This is a genomic window from Microbacterium testaceum StLB037 (assembly GCF_000202635.1).
Lineage (GTDB): Bacteria > Actinomycetota > Actinomycetes > Actinomycetales > Microbacteriaceae > Microbacterium > Microbacterium testaceum_F.
In genome coordinates, this window is record NC_015125.1 from 1415565 (window position 1) to 1431798 (window position 16234).

The following is a 16234-nucleotide window of genomic DNA, read 5'->3' on the forward strand; positions in this document are numbered from 1 at the left end:
CGTTCTACTTCGCGATGAGCGTGAGCGTCAGCGTCGACCGGTAGACGCCGACGGGGGCGTCCTTCGGCGGCGTGAAGTCCAGCCCCGCGTCGAAACGGGCCCCGCCGATCCCCGTGGACACACCAGCGGCCCCGGAGGCGATGACCCCGTCGCCCGCGCCGAGGCTGAGACCCGAGGGCAGGACCTCGCCCGCGAACGACATCGGTCGGATGCCGAGGGCGTCTGTCGGAGCGGAGTAGGTGCCGCTGGTGAAAGGCGTGGCCGTCGCGGTGAGGGTCCACCCCGTCAGCGCGGCGCGATCGTCGACGACCGTGAGCCTGCCCAGATTTGCGGTCGCGCGCGTCCCCCGCTCGACCGCGCCGAAGTCCACCGCGGTCTTCTGCGCGTCGAGCGACCACAGGTCGCTCGCAGTCACCTTCGTGTGCAACTCCGCGCTGTCCCGCAGCGAGACCGGGTGCACCGGGATCTCGAACGTGCCCCACGCGACGATGGTCGGGTCGTTCGGCTGGGTCAGCGCCACGGTGTGGTGACCCGGCTCGAGCCCGGAGACGTCGACGACCGCGTCACCCGCAGCATCCGTCGTCAGCTGTCCGAGATCGGTGAGCGAGGACCACGCCCACGCCCGCAGGATCTGCCCCTTGTGAGCCGCTCCCGCGTGCACCGTGACGGTCGTTCCCCCGTCCGCGGGGCCGGCGATCTCCACCTGAGCTGCGTCGGAGGTCGACGGCAGCTGCGGGTTGGGATCGACGACGGTGAGGGTGGCCGGCGCGGACAGGGTCTTGCCGCCCTGCGCGTTGGAGGCCACCGCACGGTACTTTCGGCCGTTCATCGCGGTCGTGGCATCCGTGACCGTCAGGGTCGACGAGGTGGCATCCGGGATATCCGCCCAGCTCGCCCCGTCTGCCGACGACTGCCAGGCGACGGTCGGAGCGGGTGAGCCCCCCGCGATCACCGAGAACGTCGCCGTCGCGCCGACCAGCACGCGCTGGTCCGACGGGTCAGTGAGCGTGGGCAGGGATGCCGAGATAGTGACCGTCGCCTCGATCGCCTTCCCGTCGCGGCTGCCGAGCGACTGCACGAAGCTCAGCGGGTGAGCACCGGCGCCGGTGACGGGAGTGTCGAGGGCGATGTGCCAGGTGCCGTCCGAGGAGACCGCGGTCCGGCCGATCGTGCGCCCCTGCTCGACGACGCGGACGTCGGCCCCGGTGAGACCGGTGCCGTCGAACGACGAGAGCGAGGCATCCGCCGGCTGCGCCGCCGACACGTCCGTGGTCAGGGCGAACTGCGGCCCACCCGCGTCGATGTTCTGGCGCTGGTAGAGGAACTGGTCGGTCGTGAGCGCGTGATCGACGACGCGGGTCTCACCCACGCAGCCGTACCAGCCGTGCTCGGGCTCCTCATTCCACGCCGAGGCACCGATGATCCACGGCATGAAGTCGGCGGCCATCATCCCGCCGACCTGCGAGGCGTTGCGCAGCACCGGCACACCGTCGACGTACATGATGACCGTCCCGTTGGCCGGGTCGTTCACGATCGCGACGTGGTGCCACGAGCCGGGCATGATCTCGCCTGACCAGAGGGTGTACGAGTTCTTCGAGCGCGGATCGGCGGCGGAGAACTGATACTCCCGGAGGTTGGAGATGCCCAGCCACGCGGCGCCCGCACCGGCATCGGAGGAGTCGTTGATCCCCATCCACTGGCGGGCACCGCCGCGCGTGATGGCTGCTCCCCAACGGTTGGCCGCCTCCGTCCAGTTGCTGTCCATCTGGAGGAACGTCTCCAGCGTGTAGCCGGTGCTCGCATCGAGATGCGCCATCGTGGCCGGGGCTCCGTACTCGGTGGTGAGGTAACCGAGGTTGTCGCGCGCACCCGCATTGCGGTGGACGTCGCTGAAGCACACCGCGCCCTTGTCGGCCGAGTACACCGGCACGTTGGAGTGCGAGATGGAGACGTCGTCGCTCGTATCCGGCGCGTCGGTGTCGTCCACCGGATTGCGATACATCGGGCTCGACCCGGCGATGTCGGGGATCTCGGTCGTGTCCGCGACGTCCCCCTCTGCGACACCGCCGAACCGCCAGTGCGCGAGCGTCCCGTCGACGTGCACGTAGTCGGTGTCGTCACCGGCGACGGCGAGCTGCTGCTCCTTCCCGTGGCCGGTCCATCCCGCCGACACGATCTGCTTGGCCCGCGCCGAGAGGTCGCCATTGTCGGCCTGCGCCGCGGTGGGCGCCTTCCAGCCGAAGCGGGCACCGAAGTCGATGGGGAGGCTGAAGTCCTGCCATTTCCCATCGAGCACGGGGGTGTCCGTCGACGTGAGCGCGTCGGCGTGCTTCTTCGGAACCCAGGGCGAGACGGTGTCGACGTCGATGCTGTTGTTCGACAGGTCGAACTCGAACAGCGTCATGATGCCGTTGCCGCCGTCCGCGGCCATCTGGTAATCGGTCAGCACCTCGAAAACGGGGTGGCCGAAGTCGTTCGTCAGCGTCCGCTGGGTCGCGCCGTGGAAGTGGCCGTTCAGGGTCAGGATGATCTGGTCGTTCTTGCGGATGAGCTTGTCCCAGAGCAGATCGCCATACCACCAGCTGGTCGGCGAGATCTGGTCCTGGTCGATGCCGATGATCGCGTGAGAGTTCAGCACCACCGGGACGCCCGGGTGGGCGTCGAGAATGCCCTGCGCCCAGGCGAACGTGTCATCGGAGGCGTTCCAGCCGAGCGAGAGGACGATCCAGTCGTGCCCCTCGGCCTGGAAGTCGTATGCCGAGGAGTACCCGTTCTGGAACGTGCCGAGCAGGGTGCCGCCCGCCTGCCGTTTGAGGGTCGTCGCCCCGAAGACCGACAGGTAGTTCGCCGCGTTGGCCTCCGACGAGCGTGCGCCCTGGTCGGCCACGTCGTGGTTGCCCGGGATGATCGAGTACGGCACGCCGCCGTCCTCGAGGATCCGCATGGCCTTGGAGGCGGCGGTCCACTGGTCGCCCACCCACTGCTGGTCGACGACGTCGCCGAGCTGCACGGCGAAGGGGATGTTCAGGTCGTTCTTGTGATCGACGACCCACTGCGTCTGCGCCTCGAACGGGTTCGTCCCGTACTGCGGGTAGAACTGCGACGCGCTGTACCGCGAGTAGAACTGCGTGTCGGGAAGGACCGGCAGCAGGAAGCTGGACCGGTCCGCGGCGGTGGACGCATCGGGGGATGCGGACGCGGATGCCGCAGTGACGGGTGTACTCCCATCGGCCGCGAGCGCGGCGGACGCGTTGCCGAGGACGAGAGCCGACAGGGTCAGTACTGCCGCCGCGGCGGCCAGGGGGCGTGCGCGTCGAGCGCGCGGAGGGTGGAGGGACATCTCTCTTCTCATCTGGGGAAGGGCGAAACGGGAGGAGGTCACGCGGCGGGCGCCTGAGGTCCGTATACCTCGACCTCGGAAAGCGTCATCCAGGTGCTCGGCGACTTGTTGGAGAACAGCACGCGCACGCCGGTGGCGAGCACGGGGGCGAACGCGACCTCGAGCGAGAGGTTCGCCGAGCTGTTCGCGGCGGGCCACGTGGACGACGTGGGTACGTTCTTCCACCCGCCGAGAAGCGTGCGGTACTGCACCGTGACGCTGCCGATGTTCTGCTTCCCGCCGATGTCGTAGACCTTGACGCCGGTGATCGAGCGCGGCTGGTCCAGGGCGAACGAGACGCGGTTGGGGTTCGCACGGTTTGCCGCGCCTCCGCTGCGCCAGTCAGAGAATCCGACGGCGTTGCGATTGCCGTCCGTGAGCGCGAACGTCGTGCCGTTGTCGCGCACGGCCCAGTCGGGGTGCACCCCGCTCTGGCGCAGGATGTTGACGCTCTCGGGGGCGACGAGGGCGACGACCAATCGGGCGGAGAAGTCTGCCCCCGACACGGCCGGGACGGTCACTGTCCCGGGCTGGGCGAGTGCGGTGTCGGTGACCCCGGAGAAGTCCCACGACACGGGTGCGGTGACGCTGGCACCGGATCCGCCGACCCGGCGGACGACGGTCCGAGGCGCGAGCATCCGCAGCTCCTTGACGCTGACCCCCGCATACGAGCGCAGCGTGGCGTCGTCCGCCGCGGCGGCCGCTCCGACGGCGATGTGCGCGGAGACGGTGATGGTCTCGCCGAAGAAGCCGGTGGCCGTGCCGGTGACGTCGACATCCCCCGGTGCGTTCCAGACGGAGCGGTCGGGCTTCTGCCACGCGATGGACGTGAGCGGGAAAGAGGTCCCCCACCCATAGCGGGCGACGAGTTTCGACGGCAGGCGCGGCTCCGTCCCGACCGGCGTGACGGCCGTCGGCACCGTCACCGTCGCGGTCAGCGCATGCATGCGCCATTTCTGGACCGCGCTGCCCGTGGCCAGCGTGTACGACTGCACCTCGGACCCGTCCGCCGTCTTCTGGTTGTACAGGTCGAGGGCCGCCCACTTCTTGGAAGGGTCCTGCTGCACGTTCACGAGGTTGACGGTGCCGTCGCCGGCGTCACGGGCCTCCCACTGGGCGTAGGGGTCGGTCGCCGAATCGGCGACGTCGGCGAGCTGCAGATACCGGAAGTTCGTCGAGCTGTTGCGGGACCGGATGAGCGCGCGCCCCTGCTGATCGGCGATGACGTAGGTGTTCGCCGCCCCGGTCACGGGGTAGAAGGTCAGAGCCTGGGCGGCGAGCGCGGACGGGTCGCCGGTCTTTATCGCCTCGATCGCCGCCGCGGCGCGCTCGGTCGCCCCGGGTGCGGAGGAAACCTGCGCGTTGGTGTCGCCGAGCTGGACGACCTTGCCGGGAGCGTTGACGCTCTCCAGCAAGATCCGTTTGGGGGCGCCGACACCCTCGTAAGGGGCGCCGGCGGCGGATATGCGTCCGGTGACCTCGGCCGGAGCCGCGTGGGCCGGCGCAGCGACGCCCAGGGCGAGCAGAGCGACGGCCGCGGCGGCCAGGCCGTGCAACGACCGTCTCGGGAACAGGAATGACATGGGAAGGAGAGGTCCTCTCACAGAAGAAACGCCCGTCGGGCGCGGGCCGGACCGAAGCTATCCATCGGATGTGCCCCGCAGAGGGTCACTTCCGTTCTCGGGACATGAACGCGAGGTGCTCAGCGTGTGGCCGCAGGCGCTGTGAAATGTTCGCCACAGCAACACCGCCGACACATCCCGCCACAGCCCCGTAACGCGCGCCGCCTAGCCTGACCGGCATGCACCTGCACGAGTTCCACGCCCTCGACGACGCGGATGCCACGGCCACCGCCCGCGTGTGGGCCGACATCCCGGGCTGGGTCGACGCGATCGTGGCGGCCCGGCCCTACGCGAGCGTCGAGGCCCTCGCCTCCTACGCCGGAGACCTCGCCGCCGCCTGGTCGCCGGACGACCTCGAGGCCGCACTGCACGCGCACCCGCGCATCGGCGCGAAGGTCTCCGGCGAGGGCGCCGAGGCTGCGGCATCCCGTCGCGAACAGGGGTCCATGGCATCCGCCGCCGATGACGACGTCGCGGCCATCGCCGCCGGAAACACCGCGTACGAGGAACGGTTCGGCCGAGTCTTCCTCATCCGCGCCGCGGGGCGCACCCCGGGCGAGATGCGCGCCGAGCTCGAGCGCCGCCTCGGCAACGACCCCGCCGCCGAGACCATCGAGGCCACCCGACAGCTCGCCGAGATCGCCCTGTTGCGCCTGCGGACGACGTTCGCCGACGATGCCCCCGCCGAGCCCGAGGACGCCGAATGACCCACCTCACCACCCACATCCTGGATGCCACGGCGGGCACGCCCGCAGCCGGCGTCGCCGTCGCGCTGGCCCGGCTCGACGGCACCCCCGTCGCCGAGGGCACGACCGACGCCGATGGCCGCCTCGCCCTCGGCCCCGAGCGGCTCGACGACGGCGACTACGCCCTGACGTTCGAAACCGGCGCCTACTTCCGCGGGCGCGGCGTGGCGTCGTTCCACCCCGTCGTGTCCGTCGCCTTCACCGTCGCGGGCGGAGCGCACCTGCACGTGCCCCTGCTGCTGAGCCCGTTCGCCTACTCGACCTACCGCGGCAGCTGAGGAGCGTCATGAGAGTCATCGTCATCGGCGCGGGCGTCGGCGGGACCTCCGCGGCCCTCGCCCTGCAGAAGCTCGGCCACGAGGTCGTCGTCTACGACCGCATGCGCGAGAACCGGCCGGTCGGCGCCGCCCTGTCGCTGTGGTCGAACGGCGTCAAGGTGCTCAACTGGCTCGGCCTCGGCGCGGAGGTCGCCGCCCTCGGCGGCCGCATGGACGACATGGCCTACTACGACGGCCACACCGGTGACGAGCTCTGCCGCTTCAGCCTCGCCCCCGTCACCGAGCAGACCGGCCAGCGCCCCTACCCGGTCGCCCGGGCCGACCTCCAGCAGCTGATGATGGATGCCGTCGGCTCCGCCCACATCCACCTCGGCAAGCAGCTGGCCGGCGTGTCCGAGGCCGACGGCGTCGTCACCGCGACCTTCGCCGACGGCTCCACCGACACCGCCGATCTGCTGATCGGCGCCGACGGGGCCCGCTCGCTCGTGCGCGACTACGTGACCGAGCCCAGCGGCATCCGTCCCGAGAGGTCGTACTCGGGGTACGTCAACTACAACGGCCTCGTCGCGGCGGACGAGCGGATCGGCCCGCTCGATCAGTGGACCACCTACGTCGGCGACGGCAAGCGGTGCGCGGTCATGCCCGTCGCGGGCGACCGGTTCTACTTCTTCGTCGACGTACCCGGCCCCTCCGGCGTGATCGAGGACCGCATGGCCGCCCTCGAGGCCGCCTTCGGATCGTGGGGTGCGCCCGGGGTGCGGGCGCTGCTGGACGCCATCGACCCGGACGAGTCGCTCAACCGCGTCGAGATCTGGGACATCGACCCCTTCGACACGTGGGTGCGCGGGCGCGTGGCGATCCTCGGCGACGCCGCGCACAACACCGCCCCCGACATCGGCCAGGGCGCGTGCTCGGCGCTCGAGGACAGCTTCGCGCTCGGCATCGTCTTCGCGACCTCGACCCTCGGCGTCGAGGACTCGCTGAAGCGCTACGAGCGGATCCGCACCGAACGGGCCGGCGACCTCGTGCTGCGCGCCCGCAAACGCGCGCACGAGACGCACGCCTTCGACGTCGCCGCGACGCAGGCCTGGTACGACGGCCTGCGCCGGGAAGACGGCACGGGTGTCATCCGCGGCATCGTCGGCAACATCGAGGGCAGCCCCGTGGAGTTGGGCGCGAGCGTGATGCGCTGAGGCCGCTCCGGCCCCGACGTCAGCGCTGCACGACCACCGACCGGTCCACCTCCACGTCCCCGCCCACCACCGTCAGCAGCACCTCGGCGGTCGCGAACGCGTCCGGATCCGCCGACAGCGGGTTGGCGGAGAACGCCGTGAGGTAGGCCGGCATCCCCTCTCCGATCGTGCCGCCGGACTCGCCGACCGAGCGCCACCATCCGCGCGTGTGCGCGTCGAGGGCGACCGGGGCGTCGAGGGCCTGATCGGGGAGGACGGGCGTGACGTCCGCGCGTCCCGCGGGGCGACGGAGCATCGCCGCGGCGAGCGTGGCCCGCGCGTCGTACGGGGCCACCGGCCAATCCGACCCGAGAGCCACGACCACACCCTTCTCGTGCAGGTCGCGCGTGCGCCACGCACGGTCGGCGCGCTCGTCGCCGAGGCGGCGGGACCAGTTGTCGGTGTGGTCGGCGCGCGTGAAGTGCGTGCAGTGCGTGGGTTGCATGCTGACCGAGACGCCCGCGCGGACGATGAGCTCGAGGACGTCGTCGGGCAGCGTCTCGATGTGCTCCATGCGGTGCGGAACCCCCGTCCGCTCGAGCCCGTTCAATGTCGCGGCGACGAACTCGATGCCGCGATCACCGATGGCATGGGTCGTCGTCGGGATGCCGCGAGCATGGAAGTACTCGACGGCGGCGACGTACTCCGGCGGGCTCAGCCACAGGGATGCCGTCGACTCGCCGAGCGTGTCGGGCTCGCGCAGCCACGCGGTGCCGTTGTCGATGGTGCCGTCGATCATGAGCTTGATGCCGCGCACTTCCCACCGGCGGCCGTGGCGGCCCTGGATATCCGCGAGCCGCGCCCAGTCGCTCTCGGCGGAGCCGGGGACGGCCATCGGGGAGACGCGGAGGCGGATCGGCAGTTCTCCCTCCGCTTCGATCGCGTCGAAGAGGTCGAAGGCGTCGGGGTCGGAGGAGTCGAGCATCTGCCCGATCGTGACCCCGGTCTCGGCCATTCCGCGGAAGATCGCGACGAGCGCCTCCCGCCTCTCGTCGAAGGTGAGGCTCGGCACGATGCGCGTCACCCGTCCCGTGGCGCTGTGCTCGAGCAGGTAACCCGTCGGCGTCCCGTCCGCGTCGACCGCGATCGACGATGAGTCGTCGAACGTCTCCGCGCCCGTGATCCCGGCGCGCTCGAGAGCCGCCGCCGAGGCGATCGCGGAGTGGGCGTCGAAGAGCTGCACGAACGCGAGACGGTCCGGCGGCAGCAGGTCGAAGAGCCGCGCGGACGGCGCCACGGCGCCGAAGACGTTGGGGTTCAGCCCCCAACCGAAGACCCACTCCCCCGCGTCCCTCGCTTCCGCGGCGAGCGCTCGCTGTGCCTCGTCGAGCGTCTCCGCCGTGCTGAGGTCGACCCCGCGGGTCATGCCGATCCCCGCCACCGGGTGGATGTGCGCATCGACGATGCCGGCGGTGAGCGTCGCGTCGCCCAGGTCGATGACGCGCTGAGCGCGCGCTCTCCACGAGTCAGCGGCATCCCGGGTCCCCACACCCACGATCTGGCCGTCGTGGACCGCCACGAATCCGGCTTCCGCGGGAGCGCCGGCCAGAGCCGACGGTGTCAAGACCGCTCCCGCGAGCACCAGCAGATCGATGTTCTCCGGCACGGATGCCCTCCTTCTTCCTGAGCGACGGGTGTCGCCCCCAGCGGATGCCGTCACTTCTGCCCCAGGAAGGACTCGCGCGGCAGTTGGTCGATCGCCTCGGTGGTGGGTTCGACCTCCGAGAAGTCGAGCTTTGGGACGGGCCGACGGAACATGCGCGTCTTGACCGCGAGGATCACGACGCCCACGAGAGCCCACGCGCCGCCGATGATCCACGTCACCCCCTCGAGCGAGCTCAACAACCACAGCGTGAGAACGAAGCCGATCGCCGGCACGATGCCGTACCGCACGAGGCGTCCCGCGGTGAGCGCCGTCCGCTCCCGACGCGGCGGGAAGAGATACGTGCGGATGACCGAGAGGTTGACCATGGCGAAGGCGAGCAGAGCGCCGAAGCTGATCATGAACGCCGCCTGCGACAGCGTCACGAACAGGCCCGCGAGGGCGACGACCGACACGAGTGCGGTCGCGACCACCGGGGTGCCGTACTTCTTCGACAGACCGCCGAGCGGACGCGGCAGGATGCCGTCACGCCCCATCGAGAACAGGATGCGGGACACCGCCGCCTGGCCCGCGAGTCCGGCCCCGAGGCACCCGATGACGGTGATGAAGACGAAGGCACCGCCGAGGATCGGGCCCCCGACATGGTCGAAGAGCACCGCGCCCGCGGCATCCAGGAGCGCTTGCGGCGCGGCACTCCAGTCGGGGAGGTGGTAGGCGAGGGCGCCCACCCACGCGACCGCGATGAACAGCAGTCCGCCGACGACGGTCGTGACCATGATCGCGATGGGGATGTCGCGGCGCGGGCGCTTGGCCTCCTCGGAGAGGGTCGAGACCGCATCGAACCCGAGGAACGAGAGCGAGAGCACCGCGGCACCGGTGAGGACCGGGTTGAACTGCGCGCTGCCCGGGAGGAACGGCTCGAAGACTCCGGGGGCGTTCGGGTCGCCGATCGCGGTCTTGATCGCGAAGAAGGCGAAGACGACGACCGCCGCGAACGAGATCAGGACGACCGCGGTGTTGACCTTGCTCACCAGTGAGATGCCGAGGACGTTCAGGATGAGCGCGACGATGATCGCGCCGAGGGTGAACACCCACACGGGCACGGCGGGGAACTGGGTGTTGGCGTAGAGCCCGAGGATCAGGAAGTTGATCATCGGGATGAACAGGTAGTCGAGCAGCAGGATCCACCCGGTGAGGAACCCGACGCCTCCACCGAACGACTGCTGCGCGTAGGTGTAGGCCGAACCGGCGACCGGGTACCGGCGGACCATCGCGGAGTAGCTCGACGCGGTGAACAGCATGACGACCAGCGCCACGACGTAGGACGCGACGAGGTGCCCCTCGGTCAGCTGGTTCACGATGCCGTAGGTCGTGAAGACCGTGCCGATGGCCATGTACGAGATGCCGAAGAGGGTGAGTCCGGTGACGCCCATCGAGCGGGGAAGAGTGGTGCGGGAACGCTGAGACATGAGCGAACTCCTTGGGTGAGGTGCGATCACCAGCGATCGCGCAAAACGAACATAGTTCGATTTACTCCCACGTACAATGATTTTTCCGGCTCGACGGCGAGGAAACAGCGTGAGCGCAGCAACGACGGCAGCAGCCGAGGCCGACGAACGACCTCGGTCCGTGGGGCGCCCGCGAGTCGGCGTCCTCTCTCGCCGCCTCATCGGCGAGACCGCCCTGCGCCTGCTCGACGACGATCGAGACACGGGTTTTCGCATGAGCGACCTGGCTCGGGCACTGGGCGTCCGCGTGTCATCGCTGTACAACCACGTCGAGAACAAGACGGCGGTCTTCGCGGAGATCCGCGAGATCCTGGCCGAACGGATCAACGGAGAAGCCGCGCCGGACCCCCGGTGGGACCGCGCCCTGCACAACTGGGCGCACGCCTACCGCGCGGCGTTCGCCGCGCACCCCTCCACGGTCGCGTACCTGTCCGCCCTCCCCCTGGACCCGCATTCGACCGTCGGCACCGCCTACGACCAACTGGCTTCCCAGCTTCAGGATGCCGGCTGGTCCACCGCGGAATCGATGAGCGTCATCGTGGCCGTGGAGTCCTTCGTGCTGGGTTCGGCACTGGACGCCTCCGCCCCCCAGGACATGCTCGATCCGGGCGACCGGACCGATGTGCCCCGCTTCGCCGGCGCGTACATCGCGCGCCGCGAGCTGGCCGCGGCCGAAGGAGTGACTCCCGCCGACCTCGCGTTCGCTCTCGGCCTCGACGCCCTGCTCGAGGGCCTCCGCCTGCGCCTGGAGCGCGCGGCCGCTTGATCCGCCCCCCCCCAAACCCGGGCCTCACGGCGCCGGCACACGGCGAGCAGAACTCCCGAGAAACCGGATGCCGAGCACCCGGCGACCGCAGAAACACGCGCGGCCTGAACCGCAAACGACGAGAACTCAGGAGTTCTGCACGCTCCGCCCGGCGGGCCCGCCGGGCGTGCGCGTCAGACGCGGAAGACCGCGTGCACGTCGCCGCCGAGAGCCTCCCGACCGCCGAGGCCGTCGATCTCGAGCAGCGTCGCGATGCCGATGACCTCGCTCCCCACCGTCTCGAGCAGCTCGCGGCCGGCGGCGAGCGTGCCGCCCGTGGCCAGCACGTCGTCGAGCAGGAGCACGCGCGCACCGGCGGCGTTGTCGTCGTGCATCTCGATGGTCGCCGAGCCGTACTCGAGGTCGTACTCGATGGCGGCCGCGGGCCGGGGCAGCTTTCCCGCCTTGCGGATCGGCATGAGCCCGACGTTCGCGGCGATGGCGGCCGCACCCGCGAGGAGGAAGCCGCGCGCCTCGACTCCCGCGACGGCGTCGAACCGCCCCGCGAAGGGCTCGATGAGCGCCTCGACGACGGTGCGGAGCGCCGCGGCATCCGTCAGCAGGGGCGTGATGTCGCGGAAGACGATCCCCGGCTTCGGGTAGTCGGGAATGCTCGTGATCAGCGATTCGGCACGGGCGAGGTCGGAGGCGTCGGGCACCGCCCCAGCCTAATCGCGCCCGCGCCGCCGTGCCTTTCCCCGTTGAGTGTCCAAAACACCCGGACGAATTTCGAAAGCCTCCGGGTGTTTTGGACACTCACGTGCGCGAGCGGGCGCGCGCGCGAGCGGGAGCGCGCGGGGGCGGGAGAGAGCGGGAGCGGGAGCGGGAGCGGGAGCGCGAGCGCGCGCGGGAGCCGGAGCGCCAGCAGGAGCGGCGGCGAGGGAGGCGCTTGACGGCGATGTAAGCGCTTGCACTAACGTAGCCCGCATGACTTTCACGCAGCAGGACTCGCGACCCGAACTCGCGTCCGCACCCGGCTCGGAGTGGTGGCGCACCGCCGTCATCTACCAGATCTACCCCCGCTCGTTCGCCGACGCCTCGGGCGACGGCCTGGGCGACCTGCCCGGCGTCACCACCCACCTCGACGACCTGAAGCAGCTGGGAGTGGATGCCATCTGGCTGAGCCCCTTCCAGCGTTCCCCGCAGAAGGACGCGGGGTACGACGTCGCCGACTACCGCGACGTCGACCCGATCTTCGGCACCCTGGCCGACTTCGACGCGATGCTCGCGGGCGCGCACGAGCGTGGCATCCGGGTCATCGTCGACCTCGTTCCCAACCACTCGAGCGATCAGCACGTGTGGTTCCAGGAGGCGCTGAAGGCCGCGCCCGGCAGCCCCGAGCGCGCGCGGTACATCTTCCGCGACGGCAAGGGCGAGAACGGCGAGCTGCCCCCGAACAACTGGGAGAGCGTCTTCGGCGGCGGCATGTGGAAGCGCGTGACCGAGGCCGACGGCACCCCCGGTCAGTGGTACCTGCACATCTTCGACGAGAGCCAGCCCGACTTCGACTGGACCAACGACGAGGTGCGCGCGGAGTTCCGCGACATCCTGCGCTTCTGGCTCGACCGCGGGGTCGACGGATTCCGCGTCGACGTGGCGCACGGCCTCATCAAGGCCGAGGGGCTGCCTGACTTCACGCCCGACCCCGAGGGCGGCTCCATGGGCGGCGACACCGCCGAGGTGCCCTACTGGGGTCAGCCGGGGGTCCACGACGTGTGGCGCGAGTGGCACGAGGTGCTCGCCGAGTACGACGGCGACCGCGCGCTCTGCGCCGAGGCGTGGCTGCCCACCGTCGAGCAGACGGCGCTGTGGGTGCGGCCCGACGAGATGCACCAGGCGTTCAACTTCCACTACCTCGAGACGAAATGGGATGCCGCCGCCCTCCGCGCCGTCATCACCGAGTCGCTCGAGGAGTACGGCGCCGTCGGCGCCCCGAGCACCTGGGTGCTGTCGAACCACGATGTCGTCCGCCACGCCTCGCGCCTCGCGCTGACGGCCGAGAACCCGCAGGGCGCGGGCATCGGCCCGAAGTCGCCCGGCCAGCCCGACCCGGTGAAGGGGCTGCACCGCGCCCGCGCCGCGACCTCGCTCATGCTCGCGCTCCCGGGCTCGTCGTACCTCTACCAGGGCGAGGAGCTCGGCCTGCCCGAGGTCATCGACCTGCCCGACGATGCTCGCCAGGACCCCACCTGGTTCCGCACGAACGGCGAGCGCTACGGGCGCGACGGATGCCGCGTGCCGATCCCGTGGACCGCCGACGCCCCCGCGTACGGCTTCAACACCACCGGCGAGTCGTGGCTGCCGCAGCCCGCCGAGTGGGCCGCCCTCGCGCGGGACGCGCAGGTCGACGACCCCGCCTCGACGCTGTCGCTCTACCGTTCGCTGCTGGCCGAGCGTCGCGCCCGCAACCTGGGTGCCGGCGACGTCGAGTGGCTGGACGGCTACGGCGAGGATGTCGTGGCGTTCCGGAACGGCTCGCTCACCGTGATCGCGAACCTCGGCGACGAGGCTGTCGAGCTCCCCGCGGGCGAGGTCCTCGTCGCGAGCGGTCCGCTCGACGGCGACCTTCTGCCCACCGACACGACCGTCTGGATCGCGGCGGCGTAAGCCGCGGCATCCGGAATCGCGAGACCGTGGCCGGTATCGACGACGTCGCCCGCGCGGCGGGAGTGTCGACGGCCACGGTCTCGCGGGCGTTGAGCGGGCGCGGTCCCGTCTCGACCGCGACGCGCGATCGCGTGCTCGCCGCCGCCGAACGGCTCGGGTACGTCGTCTCGGCGGCCGCATCGACCCTGGCCACCGGGCGCGCCCGGGCCGTCGGGGTGGTCGTGCCTTTCCTCGACCGGTGGTTCTTCAGCACGGTGCTCGCCGGGATCTCCGACGCGCTCGTGCGCGAGGGCTACGACATCACGCTCTACAGCGTGAGCGCCGACCCCGCCGAGCGCCGCCGCGTGTTCGACGACCACCTGCGGCGTCGCCGTATCGACGCGGTCATCACGATCGCGATCGAGATGGATGCCGCCGAGTCGGCGCTCCTTCGCTCCCTCGGGGTCCCGGTGGTCTCGATCGGCGGCCCCAACCCGCTGCTGACCACCCTGACCGTCGACGACCGCGCCGTGGGGCGCCTCGCCACGGAGCACCTCATGGCTCTCGGCCACCGTCGCGTCGGCCACATCGGCGCCGATCCCACGACCGACGCGGCGTCCTCGGTCCCCGCCCTGCGTCGCCGCGGCTTCACCGAGACGATGGATGCCATCGGCGCCACCGCCGTGTTCGAGCCGGCCGACTTCACCATCGAGGGTGGCTCCGCGGCGGCCACCCGCACGCTCAGCGGCGAGGATCCTCCGACGGCGATCTTCGCGGCATCCGACGAGATGGCGATCGGTGCGATCCTCGCCGCGCGCGAACTCGGCCTGCGCGTGCCCGCCGACGTCTCGATCATCGGCGTGGACGGACACGAGCTCGGGCGATGGTTCGGCCTCACGACCGTCGACCAGTTCGCGCGCGGCCAGGGCGAACGCGCAGCCGAGGCGGCTCTCGCCGAGCTCGACGGCGCCGAGCCCGCACCCGGCCTCGGGACCCTCCCGTTCGAGCTGGTCGATCGCGGGTCGACGGGTCCGGTCGAGGCCTCGCGGCGCTGAGGCACCCGACTACGGCACCGGGGTCCGGCATCCGGCCAACGGACCGATGACGGGCGCACGGCGACGCGGGGCCTCGGCATCCCGGGCCCCGCGCCGAGATCAGCGCGCGGATCCCTGCAACGACCCCGTGGTCTCTTCGGCCGGGTCGGTGACCAGGCACGAGATCTCGCGGTCGCCCTGGGTCCAGGTGTCGCTCGAGGGACCGATGTAGTTGTACTCGAGCGTCGAGTCGGCGTACGAGACGCCGATGTAGGACTGGAACGCGGCGTCGCACTGCTCCTGCGCCGAGGCGGTGATCGCGTCGTCGCCGGGGAAGGTGCCGTCGGGCACCGTGAAGTTGCCGAACACCTCGTACGTGTGCGGAAGACCGCAGTCGACGAGGTTGTCGCTCGTGATGTATCCCGTCGAGATGTCGTCGAGGCACTGTCCGACCTGCAGCGACAGGAACTCGGTCGGCGCGTTCTGGTTCGGGTCGAAGAAGCCCCCGTCGTCCGTAGACTGCGCCTCCTCGGCCGCCGCGCCGATCGCGATGAAGACGAAGAAGAGGATCACGCCGACGATGCTGAGCAGCGTCATCACAGAGCCGACGATGATTCCGGCGATCGCGAGCCCGCGACCCTTCTCCCCGGTGCGCTTGACCTGAGAGAGCCCGACCGCGCCGGCGATGATGCCACCGATCGGCACGACGAAGCCCAGCACCAGCGCGAAGATCGACACGACGTTGGTGCGGTTCGCGTAGTCCACGGGCGGGGGGATGGATGCCGACCCGGCGTAGGCCGGCACACCGCCCGGCTGCGCCCCGGCGTACGGAGCCCCAGCGGAGGGCGCGCCGGTGTACGGCGGGGCGGGGGGACCCGCCGGGGTCTCGGGCGCCGCCGTGCCCTCGGGCGCCGGCGCACTCTCGGGAGCGGGAGCGCCCTCGGGAGTCGGAGCCCCCGGTGCCGCGGCGTCCGGCGCCGGCGCCGGCGGGACGGGAACTGCGCCCTGGACGAGACCCTGCTCCGCGAGCCGTACGCCGGTCCGGTGCGCCGCTTCGCGGACCACGTCGCCCGCCTTGACCGCGCCGACCGCGCCGCCCTTGAAGAAGCCGCCGGCTGCGGAGTGGACGAACTCGACCACCGCGCCACCCGGCTCGTCCCTCACGTGGACGTCGAAGCGGACGTGCATGTCCTGCCCGGCGAAAGCGCCCGCGATGAGGGTCGTGCCCAAGCTCCCGCGCGACACGTCGAGCGACCCCGTCGCCGTCGGCTGAACGGTGAACCCCTGCTCGACGAGAGCTGAGGCGACGGCGTCACGCGCCGGTCCGGCGGGGAGTGTGAGACGGATGACGACGGGCTCGGGCATAGCAACTCCTGGGGATTTTCCGCGACGGCGTCGCGCAGAACAGGAGCATCATAGCGATGCGCCCCACCCCCCGCTC

At 70.9% G+C, this 16234-nt stretch carries 12 protein-coding genes; 6 read left to right on the top strand and 6 right to left on the bottom strand.

Annotation, left to right across the window (positions count from 1 at the left end):
* Positions 1 to 4: 4 nt before the first annotated feature.
* Both MTES_RS18420 and MTES_RS06520 read right to left on the bottom strand, forming a co-directional pair.
* Positions 5 to 3340 (bottom strand): LamG-like jellyroll fold domain-containing protein, encoded by a 3336-nt coding sequence (locus MTES_RS18420; protein ID WP_013584424.1) that lies wholly within the window; start codon positions 3338 to 3340, stop codon positions 5 to 7.
* Between the two features lie 38 nt (positions 3341 to 3378).
* Positions 3379 to 4962, bottom strand: a complete 1584-nt coding sequence (locus tag MTES_RS06520; protein ID WP_013584425.1) for an Ig-like domain-containing protein — start codon at positions 4960 to 4962, stop codon at positions 3379 to 3381.
* Positions 4963 to 5180: 218 nt separating this feature from the next.
* On the opposite strand from MTES_RS06520, the gene uraD reads away from it, so the two are divergent.
* The 3 genes from uraD to hpxO are packed head-to-tail and all read left to right on the top strand — an operon-like array spanning position 5181 to position 7218.
* On the top strand, positions 5181 to 5708 hold the full coding sequence (uraD, locus tag MTES_RS06525) for a 2-oxo-4-hydroxy-4-carboxy-5-ureidoimidazoline decarboxylase (RefSeq protein WP_013584426.1): 528 nt from the start codon (positions 5181 to 5183) through the stop codon (positions 5706 to 5708).
* Positions 5705 to 6025, top strand: a complete 321-nt coding sequence (gene uraH / locus MTES_RS06530; protein ID WP_013584427.1) for a hydroxyisourate hydrolase — start codon at positions 5705 to 5707, stop codon at positions 6023 to 6025. The genes uraD and uraH overlap by 4 nt, the downstream gene beginning before the upstream one ends.
* 8 nt (positions 6026 to 6033) lie before the next feature.
* A complete protein-coding gene (hpxO, locus tag MTES_RS06535; protein ID WP_013584428.1) occupies positions 6034 to 7218 on the top strand; it encodes an FAD-dependent urate hydroxylase HpxO in 1185 nt (394 codons plus the stop codon).
* A gap of 19 nt (positions 7219 to 7237) precedes the next feature.
* Here hpxO and MTES_RS06540 read toward each other — a convergent pair whose 3' ends face one another.
* Both MTES_RS06540 and MTES_RS06545 read right to left on the bottom strand, forming a co-directional pair.
* Positions 7238 to 8863: an amidohydrolase gene (locus tag MTES_RS06540; RefSeq protein ID WP_013584429.1), complete on the bottom strand. Its 1626-nt coding sequence runs from the start codon at positions 8861 to 8863 to the stop codon at positions 7238 to 7240.
* A 50-nt stretch (positions 8864 to 8913) separates the two neighbouring features.
* Complete coding sequence (locus MTES_RS06545; RefSeq protein ID WP_013584430.1) at positions 8914 to 10329, bottom strand: APC family permease; 1416 nt, start codon at positions 10327 to 10329, stop codon at positions 8914 to 8916.
* A 109-nt stretch (positions 10330 to 10438) separates the two neighbouring features.
* On the opposite strand from MTES_RS06545, the gene MTES_RS06550 reads away from it, so the two are divergent.
* Positions 10439 to 11134 carry a TetR/AcrR family transcriptional regulator C-terminal domain-containing protein gene (locus tag MTES_RS06550; RefSeq protein WP_231848152.1) on the top strand — a complete coding sequence of 232 codons (696 nt, stop codon included), beginning with the start codon at positions 10439 to 10441 and terminating at the stop codon, positions 11132 to 11134.
* A 173-nt stretch (positions 11135 to 11307) separates the two neighbouring features.
* Here MTES_RS06550 and MTES_RS06555 read toward each other — a convergent pair whose 3' ends face one another.
* Positions 11308 to 11832 carry an adenine phosphoribosyltransferase gene (locus MTES_RS06555; RefSeq protein ID WP_013584432.1) on the bottom strand — a complete coding sequence of 175 codons (525 nt, stop codon included), beginning with the start codon at positions 11830 to 11832 and terminating at the stop codon, positions 11308 to 11310.
* Between the two features lie 268 nt (positions 11833 to 12100).
* On the opposite strand from MTES_RS06555, the gene MTES_RS06560 reads away from it, so the two are divergent.
* Positions 12101 to 13780 carry a glycoside hydrolase family 13 protein gene (locus MTES_RS06560; protein ID WP_013584433.1) on the top strand — a complete coding sequence of 560 codons (1680 nt, stop codon included), beginning with the start codon at positions 12101 to 12103 and terminating at the stop codon, positions 13778 to 13780.
* Positions 13781 to 13806: 26 nt separating this feature from the next.
* Complete coding sequence (locus tag MTES_RS06565; protein WP_013584434.1) at positions 13807 to 14814, top strand: LacI family DNA-binding transcriptional regulator; 1008 nt, start codon at positions 13807 to 13809, stop codon at positions 14812 to 14814.
* A gap of 99 nt (positions 14815 to 14913) precedes the next feature.
* Here the strand turns inward: MTES_RS06565 and MTES_RS19980 are convergent, their stop codons facing one another.
* Positions 14914 to 16158, bottom strand: coding sequence for a DUF4190 domain-containing protein (locus MTES_RS19980; RefSeq protein ID WP_013584435.1), 1245 nt, complete (start codon positions 16156 to 16158; stop codon positions 14914 to 14916).
* Positions 16159 to 16234: the final 76 nt, after the last annotated feature.